The organism is Actinomadura sp. HBU206391 (genome assembly GCF_014323665.1).
In the GTDB taxonomy this organism is placed as follows: domain Bacteria; phylum Actinomycetota; class Actinomycetes; order Streptosporangiales; family Streptosporangiaceae; genus Actinomadura_C.
The window spans coordinates 1-10,519 of the sequence record NZ_JABVEB010000192.1; the positions used below are offsets into that span (position 1 = coordinate 1).

The following is a 10,519-nucleotide window of genomic DNA, read 5'->3' on the forward strand; positions in this document are numbered from 1 at the left end:
TTGCCGCACAGCAAAGAGGGCCCGTCTGCCGCCCGCCCGACCACGCCACGCTGGAAGGGCACCCGGTTCCATGGTGGCGGACGGGTCGGCCTGTGGGCCGGGTTCTGTTCGCGGGGTCTTCCTGACCTGTGGCTTCGCCTTGGAACCGGCGTTGACCTGCGTCGTCGTCTCTCAACACTTGTCAACGGTTTCGAGGATCTTCGACTCTACGACGGAACAGAGCCGGAACAGCAAGGCGCGATGAGCACCGACCCTCTAGGACAGCGCTCGCGGCGCGGCACCAGCAGGCTTGCACCCCGCAGTCGGCCGCGACCGCTTCTCGTTGTAGGACGGCGTGGATGCGGGGCGCCGCCGGCCCCGCCCGGGTCGAAAATCAACATGCTCATAATCATTTCTTGGTAAATAGGGTGAATTCTTCGACCGGTAATAAGGTCTGAAGGTAATCTTTCGGTTACTTGTCCCGATATTGCCTGTTTTCTTCTCGTCTCATGGATGATGAGAATGTCGGCGGAGTGCGCCGCCGACCAATGCGCGCCTACCGGTCGTGCCGGTGATCAGCTCGTGTATGTTCACAAAACTCGGAACTTCTCTCGGCGGGCGGTCGTCGCAGAGAGAGGAGTCGGAGATGTTGCGAAAAGTCGCGTTCATCGCCATCGCCATGCTGCTCGGGGCCTCGCTTGCCCCCCATACGACAACAGCAGCCAACGCCTTGCCCCCTGGGTGGTTCCACCTCCGGGGCACCGTAAGGGACCAGGGGTCGCCCTTCGCTCTCCGCTCGATGGACGTAGCGTGGCCGCCCGATGGTCGGATCACCGGCATCGTGCGGTTGAACGCCAGCGGGTTCGCGAAGGATTCACAACTATGGAAGGAGGTGTTTCCGCAAGGCGGCAGTATAGATCAGATAAAATTGAAAAACAAGCTGACGGGACAGTGCATTGCGGGTGCGGTCGAGAGAGCACCAATACCAATGTTCGCAGTTGGTGTGACCATTCGGCCGTGTAGCGACGACCAAACCGTATGGCAGAAGATTCCCATGGGTGCTAACAAGTATGTTTTTCGGCGGAAGAGCTACAACTACTGGTGCCTGATCAAGGATGGCCCCGCTCCCGAGGTCCTGGCCCTGGACCAATGCGACGATGATTTCACTCCCCAGATGGTCTGGGAGGCATATAAGTCAGGCTAGAGCCAGTCATAACGCAGAGGCGTTCTGGTCCTGCTTAAGCGATAGATAGAGGGTGCTGGCGTGCTGGACTTGACCCGGTTTGGTGGGCATCCATCTGCCGTCGTCCCACCCCTTGGGGAGCGGGGCTGGCGGCGCAGTCGTCAGTCCCAGACTCCGCGACTCTCGGTCAAGTAACGGGGGCATGCTTTGGGTGCACTTGACCCCCAGGACGGCGGGTACGCGGTTACCGCTGCTCATACCGTGTGCGCGGGACTGTGGTCTCCATAGAACCCGGGGCGGTTCAGGTCGTACAGCGCTCCCCCTTCGGCACTTGCTGGCGACTCGCGGTCGAGAGAGCCGGCCTTGAGACCGGCACCCGGTTCCACGACTTGCGCCACTTCTACGCGAGCGGGCTGATCAAGGCGAACCTCAACCCGAAGGTGATCCAGACCCGCCTCGGGCACGCGACGATCGTCGAGACCATGGACACCTACGGTCACCTGTTCCCCGATGATGAGGACCTCGGACGTGGTGCGATCGAGTCTTTGATCACCGGTGCGGCAGAACAGGACCGGAACAGGGAAGCTCGATGACCGCTGCGGCGCAGGTCAGCGGAATGGTGGCGGACGAGTCGGCCTGTAGGCCGGGTTCTGTGATCCACACGTGGTGGACCGGCGGCCATCCATCTCGGGCTGCCGTTGCCGACAGCCTCCAGCGGTCTACCCGCAGGCTCGGGCGGGCCGCCCTCGAACGCCTGCGCGGGAGGTCTTGCGACTTCCCTTCTTGACCTTGCTCCAGGTGGGGTTTACCGAGCCGCCCGAGTCACCTCGGGCGCTGGTGAGCTCTTACCTCACCGTTTCACCCTTACCCCGGCCAGAGGCCGGGGCGGTCTGTTCTCTGTGGCACTTTCCCGCGGGTCACCCCGGGTCGGCGTTACCGACCACCTTGTCCTATGGAGCCCGGACCTTCCTCGGCGGAGATCATAGATCTCCGACGCGGCCGCCCGGCCGACTCGTCCGCCGTATGACCAAGCGTACGGCCATGGACGGCGTTCGCGCACGGCGAGGTCCTCCCGGGGCGATCAACAGTCCGAGGGTGGTTCCCTGACCACGACGAAACCGCTGGTCGTACGCTGGCGATGTGGCCAGATCGCTGCTCGACAGCCCGACGTACCGCCTCCTCCGCGTGATGGGGCGGCACAAGGCCCTCGTGGCCACCGAACTGGAGCGGCACGGGCTGCACCTGGGGCAGGAGTTGTACCTGGCCCAGTTGTGGCGTGCGGACGGCCTCAGCTCCGCCGAACTCGCGGCCCGCACCGGCGTCTCGCCGCCCGCGGTGACCAAGGTGGTCACGGGGTTGGAGCGATCGGGCCTGGTACGGCGTGAGCGCGATCCGGCGGACGCCCGCCTGGTCCGGATCTGGCTGACCGACGCGGGACGCGCGCTCCGCGAGCCCATCACGGAGATCTGGTACGCGGCGGAGCGCGACTTCTGGAACGGCCTCAGCGACGAGGAGCGCGCGGTGGCCCGGGCCGCCGTGCACGAGGTCCTCGGCTGACCATGCCGATCGCCGACAGCGAACATCGCTAGTCGGCTAAAGATTCACCGGTTAACGTTAATGCCAACTAGTTAACCAGTGAAGGAGTTCACCATGGACCTGGGACTCAACGGCCGGACCGTCTTCGTCACGGGCGCCTCCGGTGGGATCGGCCGGGCGATCGCCCATGCCTTCGCCACCGAGGGGGCGAACGTGGTGGTGGGCTATCACGCCGGCGAGGACAGGGCGCGCGAAGCGGCCGCGCGCGCGGAGTCGCTCGGCGTCAAGGCACTACCGCTCCGCATCGACCTCGGCGACCCCGAGTCGATCGACGCGGCGGCGGACCGGGCGCTCACCGCGTTCGGCACGGTCGACGTGCTCGTGAACAACGCCGTCGAATGGCCGTCGTTCCCGGCGCCCGGCGAGCGGTTCGAGACGGCGCCGCCCGAGCGCATGCGACGGTCGCTGCGAGCGAACCTCGAAGGACCGTACCTGCTGGCGAGGGCGCTGACCGGCCAGATGCGCGCCCAGGGATGGGGACGGATCATCCACGTGTCCACGGGCCTTGCCGTCGACGGATTCGCGGGATCGGCGCCGTACACCACCCCGAAGTCGGGCCTCCACGGGCTCACCCGCACCATGTCGCGGGAACTGGCCCGCGCGGGCGTCCTCACCAACGTCGTCATGGCCGGCTTCGTCGTCGGAGACCGGTCGCTGCCCGAGGCGATGATCGACCAGGCCAAGGCCGCGGCGGCGACCGGCCGCCTCACCGAGGCCGAGGAGGTGGCCGCTCTGATCGTCTATCTCGGCTCGGCTGCGAACGGCCATGTCACCGGAGAGCTCATCCGGGCCGACGGCCACTTCCTCGTCGCCTGAGCCCGCTCGGCCGGCGCCGAGCCTCCGGCACCGGTCCCCCCGCTCCCCTTCGCCGGCGCCGATTCGACGCCGGCGAAGGGGCGGGGTCAGCTCAGATGGCGGGTGTCGTTGAGCGCCCGCACGACGGCGGGGCCGTCGTCGTACCAGTCGATCGCCGACAGCGACGCCACGTCGAGGTGCATGCGGTACAGGGCGCCCATCGGAGCCAGCAGCGCATCCCGCAGGAGCAGCTTGATCGGCGTGACGTGCGAGACCACGAGCACGGTCTCGCGCCGGTACCGCACCATCAGCTTGTCCCGGGCGATGATCACCCGCCGGAGGGTGTCGGTGAAGCTCTCCCCACCGGGCGGCGCGACCGAGGGGTCCGCGAGCCAGGCGTCCATCTCGGCGGGCCAGCGCTCCCGCACCTCGGCGAACGTGTGCCCCTCCCAATCACCGAAGTCGGTCTCGCGGAAGCCCTCCTCCACCCTGACCTCAAGGCCGGCGGCCGCCGCGATCTCGACGGCGGTGTCGCGGCACCGGCTGAGGGGCGAGGTGACGATCGCGTCGACGCCCCGCTCGGCGAAGGCGAGCGCCGCCGCCTTGGCCTGGGCCACTCCGGTGTCGGTCAGCGGGAAGTCGCCGGTGCCCGCGAACCGCCGCTCCGCCGACAGCGGAGTCTCGCCGTGCCTGAGCAGCAGGGTGGTGGTCGGCGCCGACGTGGGCGCCGCCCATCCCTGCTTCGCGACCGCAGGACCCGGCTGGACGACCGGCTCGGGGTCCTGGTCGGGCTCGTCCACCTCACTCGTACGGCGCCGCCACGTGCCGCCCTTCGCGGCGGCGTCCATCGCCTCGTTGGCGAGCCGGTCGGCGTGGCTGTTCTGCGCCCTCGGCACCCAGGAGTACTTCACCGAGCCGAGGCCCGACGCCAGCCGCCTCGCCTCCCTGGCGAGCGGGATCATGTCCGGATGCTTGATCTTCCAGCGGCCCGACATCTGCTCGACGACGAGCTTGGAGTCCATCCGTGCCTCGACGGCCGTACGCTCCGGGGCTTCCGACAGCTCCGCGGCGGCGCCGAGGCCGGCGATCAGCCCCCGGTACTCCGCCACGTTGTTGGTCGCCCGCCCGATGGCCTCGGCCACCTCGGCGAGCACCTCCCCGGTCGGGGCGTCGCGGACCACGGCACCGTAGCCCGCCGGCCCCGGATTGCCGCGCGACCCGCCGTCGGCTTCGACGATCAGGCGACGGGTCATCTGGCGGCTCCGTTCCGCACCGGCGTCGCCCGGCGCGGACACCGCGCTCCGGTCACAGTCCCGACTCGGGGGTGCGGACGAGGACGCGGCGGCACTCCTCGCAGCGGATGACCTCGTCGGCGGCGGCGGCCCGGATGCGGTTGAGGTCCACGGTGTTGAGGGCCAGGTGGCAACCCTGGCACTGGCCACGGTGCAGCGCCGCCGCGCCGACCCCGTCGAACTGGTCGCGCAGCTTCTCGTACAGGGCGAGCAGGTCGGCGGGAACGTCCTTGGCGACTGCGGTACGGGCCATGCTGGTCGCGCCGGCCTCTTCGTCGATCTCACGTTCGGCGACCGTGCGGCGCTCGCCCAGCCCGGCCAGTTCCTCCTCGGCCGCGGAGCGCTCGGTGCGAAGGCCCACCGCGCGTTCGTCGGCGGCCTCCCGCCGCTCCATGATCTCCAGGACGACCTCCTCGAGGTCGGACTGGCGCCGGTGCAGCGAGGCGATCTCGGACTGCAGGTTGCCGAGGTCCCGTGCCGAGGACACCTGCCCGGAGTCGAGGCGCTTCTGGTCGCGCTCGGCTCGCTGGCGAACCTGGTCCACGTCCTGTTCGGCCTTCTTCTGCTCCCGTTCCAGGTCGCTGATCTCGGTCTCGGCGGCCACCATGGCGTCGCGCATCTCACCGAGCCGGTTCTCTATGCGTTCGATGTCGGCCAGCTCGGGGAGCGTACGGCGGCGGCGGGCCAGCCGGCCCAGCGCACTGTCGAGCTCCTGCAGGTCGAGCAGGCGCAGCTGGGCTTCTGGTGCGGCTTTCACGGAATTTTCTCGACTCCTTCAGATGTGCACGAGAGGGTCCACGAGTCTGTGACACGTGTGGAGACCCGGGTCTTCACGTCGAGTGCGCCCGTCAGGCGCCGCTGCGCCTCGGGCAGCCAGGGCCACTCCGTCGCCCAGTGCGCGGCGTCGATCAGGGCTGGCCCTTCGTGCTCGCCGAACTCGGACGCGGGGTGGTGACGCAGATCCGCGGTCAGGTAGACGTCGACGTCGGCCGCGCGCGCCCGGTCGAGCAGGGAGTCCCCCGCGCCGCCGCAGACCGCGACCGTACGGATCATGCGGTCGGGGTCGCCGGCCACGCGCAGACCCCAGGCGGTGCGGGGCAGCCCGGCGACCGCCCGGGAAGCGAATTCGTGGAGCGGAAGCGGCTCGTCCAGAGTGCCGATCCGGCCGATGCCGCGGCGCGGATCGCTGTCGGACGGGGCCAGCGGACGCAGCGGCCCGGTCAGCCCGACGGCACGGGCCAGCGCGTCCGACACACCGGGATCGGCGACGTCGGCGTTGGTGTGGGCGGTGAACAGAGCCGTCCCGTGGGTGATCAGCCGGTGGATCAGCCTGCCCTTGGGAGTGGTGGCGGCGACGCCGTGCACCGGGCGGAGCAGCAGGGGATGGTGCGTGACCAGCAGGTCGGCGCCCCAGCCCAGCGCCTCCTCTACTACGGCCGCGACGGGGTCGACGGCGAACATGACCCGGCCGACCTCCTGATCCGGATCTCCGCACACGAGGCCGACGGCGTCCCATGGCTCGGCCCAGGCCGGGTCGTAGAAGTCCTCGAGTGCCGCGACGACGTGGGAGAGACGCACGCCCGCAGGCTACCCTCCCGGGCCGCCACCGCCGAGCACGCCGCCCGGACGGCTCGGCCTCGGAACGGCGGCCGTGCTCGACCCCCCGGGATCAATTCAGAGGTGTAGAGCGTTGGAGAGCGTGTGAAATCACCCTTTCGCCGCCGCAGGCGGCCAAAAGGCCGCCGCCGGCCGGTCAAGCCAACGACGGTCGAGCCGGAGGTCATCGACTGGCCGGCCGAAGGGACCGGACGGTCGATGATGTCCGCGCTCCGCGGCGACGCCGAAGGGGGCGCGAATCTCGCCTCGGGGATGTTCGCCGACCTGCACGCCGCGTTCAACGGAGCCAAGAAGATCCAGATCGAGGTCGAGGAGTCGGAGAAGATGCGCCGCGCCGACGACCTGCATCAGGAGGGCGTCCGCCGCGACGACCTCGACTCCGGAGTGATCCGCATTCGCCGGTCGGCGCCACGCGACCGGGAGTAGGCGGCCTCGGCCGATCAGCCCACCCCGCGGATTTCGAACACCGTTTCGAAGCGTGCGTTATCGTTGGCGTGTGAGCGCGTACGTTCCCCCGGGCTGGCCCGCCGAGGTGCATCCACCAGGCGCTGATCGCTTCGAGGACACGGCGGTCGCCTGGCTGCTCGAGCTGGTGCCCCCCGAATATCGCCGTTACGGCGTACTGCGCAGGTATCCGATCGCCCTCGCGGGCATGGCGCGCCGTCACGTGGACGCCTGTGTCGAGGCCGCCAGGCTGGGCTTCCGCACGGCCCGCACCGACCTCCGCGAGGTCGTGCCCCCGCACGGCATCGAATCGATCCTCGACGCCTACCGGCGCGAGGGCGTACGCCTGGTCGCGTTGTCCACCGCCGCCGAGCTCGTCGAGACCGCCCTGCGCGAACGGTACGCACCCGAGCGGCCGCCCCGCCCCGCGTCGCCGTCCTAGGACCCGATCGACCCGCGATGCGACCCGCGATGCGACCCGCGATGCGACCCGCGATCACGGGCTACGGCGCGGCCGGCCGCGCCTTCCATGGCGCCGTCTGGGGTTCGGTCTAGGGTGTCCGCATGCCCACGGCGCCCGCTGAGGCGTGGAACTCACCGTCGCGTCGACGGAAGTTTCCCGGGATGTCCAACAAAGCATGGTCTGTTCGCGTTACGGTCATCGCCGATCGCGGCGCGTTCGGACGCGCCGGACCACTGTGGAGGTGTCCATTGCGGGCGTCCGTCCTGACGGTGCTGGCGCTCCTCGCGCTCATGGTGTCCCCCGGGGTGGCGGTCGCACGGGCCGAGGCCCCGCCGCCCGCACAACGCGTCGTCCTCATGGGCGTTCCGGCGCTCAGCTGGGACCATCTGAACGCCCGCGACACCCCGAACCTCTGGCGGCTGGCGAAGGACGGCTCGTCCGGCGCTCTGTCGGTCCGCACGCTCGGTACCGTGGCGTGCCCCATCGACGGCTGGCTGACGGTGTCGGCGGGCACTCGCGCGGCCAGGGCCGGCGGGTCGTGCGCGACGCCGCCGCCGGCACCCGTGCGAAGCGGCGAAGGAGCCGTGGTCACCGGCTTTCCGCACATGCGCCGCACCAACCTCGAGTCACGGTTCCAGTCCCCCGTCGGTCTGCTCGGTGAGGCGCTCCGCAGCGCCGGCAGGTGCACCACGGCGGCCGGCCCGGGCGCCGCCCTGGCGCTGGCCGACGCTCAGGGTCGGGTCGGCGTCTACGCCGCGTCCGGCAGTGAGCTGACCGCGCAGACCCTGCAGCGGTGCCCCGTGACGGCGGTCGACATCGACGACGTTCTCCTCGGCGGCGCCACCCCCGACTCCGTACGGCGCGCCGACGTCATCGTCGGGCAGATCCTCGCCGCGCTCCCCGGCGGCAGCCAGGTGCTCGTCGCCGGGCTGTCCGACGGCGCCGTGGCGGCGGGTCCGCACCTGCGGGTCGCGATCGCCGCCGGGCCCGGGTTCCGGGCCGGCGCGCACCTCACCTCCGACTCGACCCGCCGCGACAAGATCGTGATCACTCCCGATCTCACCGCCACCCTGCTCGGCACCACAGGCGTGCCGGTCCCGGGTGAGGCCGTCGGGACGCCGTGGCACAGCGGACAGGGCCGGGCCGGCGAAGGGGTGGCCGACCTCGCCGATCAGGACGTCGCCGCACAGACGTACAAGAGCGTGCTGCCCAACTTCTTCCTCGGCCTCGTCATCACGCAGGTGCTGTTCTTCGGTCTGGCGGCCGTCGCGCTCCGCCGGCGCTGGGACGGCCGCACGCGGGGACGGGTGCTGTCGGCCACCCGGCTTGCCGCGCTGGTCAGCGCCGCCGTGCCGGTCTCGACCTACCTGGTGAACCTCGTCCCGTGGTGGAGCACCGGAGCGCCGACGCCGATGCTGCTCGGCGGCATCGCCGCCGCCGACGTGCTCATCGTCATCCTGGCCCTGGCCGGACCCTGGCGGCGGACGCTGCTCGGGCCGGGCACCGTCGTCGCCACCGCGACGGCGCTGACCGTCGGGCTCGACCTGGTCACCGGCACCAGGCTGCAGCTCTACAGCCTGATGGGCTACTCGCCCCTGGTGGGCGGGCGCTACTACGGCCTCGGCAACATCGCCTTCGCGGTGTTCGCGACCTCGGTGCTGCTCACGGCCGTCGGCGCGGCGCAGTGGCTGCTGACCCGTGCCGGCGACGGCGACCTTGAGCGGAGCCGGGCACGGGTGCGGGCCATCGCGATCGTCCTCGCCATGGGCCTCACCGCGATGGTGCTGGACGGCTTTCCCGCCTGGGGCGCCGACTTCGGCGGGGTGATCGCGATCGTGCCGGGGCTGGCGGTGACCGGCCTCATGGTCGCGGAGAAGCGCGTCTCGCCGTTCCGGCTCGCGTCCTTCTGCGGTGCCGGAGGGGTGGTGGTGCTCTCCATCGCCTACCTCGACCATCTGCGCCCGCCGGCCGACCGTACGCACCTCGGCCGCTTCTTCGGTGATCTGCTGGAGGGCCAGGCCGGCCCCACGGTGGAGCGCAAGTTCGCGGCCATGATCGGCACGATCGGCAACCCCACGCTGACGCCCATCGTGGTCGCCGCGCTCGTGTTCCTGTTCCTCGTGCTGCGGCGGCCGGAGCGGCTGCGCGCGAGCGTGCTGGATCTGGCCTACGCACAGGCCCCGCTGTTGCGCGCGGGGCTGATGGGCGCACTCGTGACGGCCGTCGTCGGGTTCGGCGTCAACGATTCCGGCATCGCCGTGCTGGCCCTGGCACTGGTCGTCGCGGTCCCGATCACGCTGGCCGCCGGCATCCGGGCGCTGGAGGCCGCGGAGTCCCCCGGAACGTGAAAGACCTTCCATCGCGGCTGCCACGTCCCGCATAATGTCGGTTACAGGCTGTAGCAGACGCTATGGACAGGCGGTATGCGCGATGACGACCACCGATCCGGCCCATCCGGCCGCGCGTCCAGGCAGGCGCTGGCGCGGTGCGGCGCGGCGGCGGCTCGGCGCGGCGGCGCTGCCGGTCTGGCCGCTCCGGTCGGCCCGGCCCCACCCGGTGCAGCCGGGGGTCGAGCCGCTGGTCGCCGCGCATCGGGCCGTCTATCCGAACGTCGACGTCCACGAGCTGCGCCGCGCCTACACGGTCGCCGAGCGGATGCACCGCGGCCAGCCCCGCAAGTCGGGCGCCCCGTACATCACCCACCCCCTGGCCGTGGCGATGATCCTCGCGTCGATGGGCATGGACACCACCACGCTCGTCGCCGCGCTGCTGCACGACACCGTCGAGGACACCCCCTACACCCTGGGCGAGGTCCGGGCCGACTTCGGCGACGAGATCGCCGTGCTGGTCGACGGGGTGACCAAGCTCGACGGGGAGAAGTGGGGCGACCGGGCGGAGGCCGAGACCTTCCGCAAGATCGTCTTAGCCGCCGCAGCCGACCTGCGGGTGCTGGTGATCAAGCTCGCCGACCGGCTGCACAACCTCCGCACCATCGGCTTCCAGCCGCCGCACAAACGCGAGCGGATCGCGAAGGCCTCCCTGGAGTTGCTCGGCCCGTTCGCGGAACGGCTCGGCATCTACGTGCTCAAGCGGGAGATGGACGACCTGGCGCTCGCCGCCCGCGACCCGGCCGCGCACGCCGCGACCCGG

General features: G+C 70.5%; 11 protein-coding genes and 1 other RNA gene. 8 read left to right on the top strand and 4 right to left on the bottom strand.

Annotated elements, in window-relative coordinates; all coding sequences use genetic code 11:
* Nucleotides 1-625 precede the first annotated feature (625 nt).
* Together HKK72_RS30415 and HKK72_RS30420 are read left to right on the top strand one after the other, a co-directional pair.
* Nucleotides 626-1,183, top strand: a complete 558-nt coding sequence (locus HKK72_RS30415) for a hypothetical protein (protein ID WP_187237881.1) — start codon at nucleotides 626-628, stop codon at nucleotides 1,181-1,183.
* Nucleotides 1,184-1,425: 242 nt separating this feature from the next.
* The gene (locus HKK72_RS30420) at nucleotides 1,426-1,755 is read left to right on the top strand and encodes a tyrosine-type recombinase/integrase (RefSeq protein WP_187237882.1); all 330 of its coding nucleotides are present in this window, start codon (nucleotides 1,426-1,428) and stop codon (nucleotides 1,753-1,755) included.
* 30 nt (nucleotides 1,756-1,785) lie between these two features.
* Here the strand turns inward: HKK72_RS30420 and rnpB are convergent.
* An RNA gene (gene rnpB, locus HKK72_RS30425) (RNase P RNA component class A) lies at nucleotides 1,786-2,177 on the bottom strand.
* 125 nt (nucleotides 2,178-2,302) lie between these two features.
* On the opposite strand from rnpB, the gene HKK72_RS30430 reads away from it, so the two are divergent.
* Both HKK72_RS30430 and HKK72_RS30435 read left to right on the top strand, forming a co-directional pair.
* The gene (locus HKK72_RS30430; RefSeq protein WP_187237883.1) at nucleotides 2,303-2,719 is read left to right on the top strand and encodes a MarR family winged helix-turn-helix transcriptional regulator; all 417 of its coding nucleotides are present in this window, start codon (nucleotides 2,303-2,305) and stop codon (nucleotides 2,717-2,719) included.
* Between the two features lie 93 nt (nucleotides 2,720-2,812).
* Complete coding sequence (locus HKK72_RS30435) at nucleotides 2,813-3,574, top strand: SDR family NAD(P)-dependent oxidoreductase (RefSeq protein WP_187237884.1); 762 nt, start codon at nucleotides 2,813-2,815, stop codon at nucleotides 3,572-3,574.
* Nucleotides 3,575-3,660: 86 nt separating this feature from the next.
* Here the strand turns inward: HKK72_RS30435 and HKK72_RS30440 are convergent, their stop codons facing one another.
* Genes HKK72_RS30440 through HKK72_RS30450 form a run of 3 tightly spaced genes read right to left on the bottom strand, consistent with a single transcriptional unit; the run spans nucleotide 3,661 to nucleotide 6,423 of the window.
* Nucleotides 3,661-4,806 carry a bifunctional RNase H/acid phosphatase gene (locus HKK72_RS30440; protein WP_187237885.1) on the bottom strand — a complete coding sequence of 382 codons (1,146 nt, stop codon included), beginning with the start codon at nucleotides 4,804-4,806 and terminating at the stop codon, nucleotides 3,661-3,663.
* 52 nt (nucleotides 4,807-4,858) lie between these two features.
* Nucleotides 4,859-5,602 carry a zinc ribbon domain-containing protein gene (locus tag HKK72_RS30445; protein ID WP_187237886.1) on the bottom strand — a complete coding sequence of 248 codons (744 nt, stop codon included), beginning with the start codon at nucleotides 5,600-5,602 and terminating at the stop codon, nucleotides 4,859-4,861.
* Nucleotides 5,599-6,423, bottom strand: coding sequence for a Nif3-like dinuclear metal center hexameric protein (locus HKK72_RS30450; protein ID WP_187237887.1), 825 nt, complete (start codon nucleotides 6,421-6,423; stop codon nucleotides 5,599-5,601). The genes HKK72_RS30445 and HKK72_RS30450 overlap by 4 nt, the downstream gene beginning before the upstream one ends.
* A gap of 123 nt (nucleotides 6,424-6,546) precedes the next feature.
* On the opposite strand from HKK72_RS30450, the gene HKK72_RS30455 reads away from it, so the two are divergent.
* From HKK72_RS30455 to HKK72_RS30470, 4 genes are all read left to right on the top strand, one after another.
* Complete coding sequence (locus HKK72_RS30455; protein WP_187237888.1) at nucleotides 6,547-6,888, top strand: hypothetical protein; 342 nt, start codon at nucleotides 6,547-6,549, stop codon at nucleotides 6,886-6,888.
* A gap of 70 nt (nucleotides 6,889-6,958) precedes the next feature.
* On the top strand, nucleotides 6,959-7,348 hold the full coding sequence (locus HKK72_RS30460) for a hypothetical protein (RefSeq protein ID WP_315987527.1): 390 nt from the start codon (nucleotides 6,959-6,961) through the stop codon (nucleotides 7,346-7,348).
* A gap of 269 nt (nucleotides 7,349-7,617) precedes the next feature.
* Complete coding sequence (locus tag HKK72_RS30465) at nucleotides 7,618-9,717, top strand: hypothetical protein (protein ID WP_187237889.1); 2,100 nt, start codon at nucleotides 7,618-7,620, stop codon at nucleotides 9,715-9,717.
* Nucleotides 9,718-9,799: 82 nt separating this feature from the next.
* The coding region (locus HKK72_RS30470) for an HD domain-containing protein (protein ID WP_187237890.1) at nucleotides 9,800-10,519 on the top strand (720 nt) is incomplete at its 3' end.

Bases quoted from the DNA above. Each gene is read 5' to 3' on its own strand.
- HKK72_RS30415 (WP_187237881.1), top strand. From the start codon at position 626: ATGTTGCGAAAAGTCGCGTTCATCGCCATCGCCATGCTGCTCGGGGCC.
- HKK72_RS30435 (WP_187237884.1), top strand. From the start codon at position 2,813: ATGGACCTGGGACTCAACGGCCGGACCGTCTTCGTCACGGGCGCCTCC.
- HKK72_RS30440 (WP_187237885.1), bottom strand. From the start codon at position 4,806: ATGACCCGTCGCCTGATCGTCGAAGCCGACGGCGGGTCGCGCGGCAAT.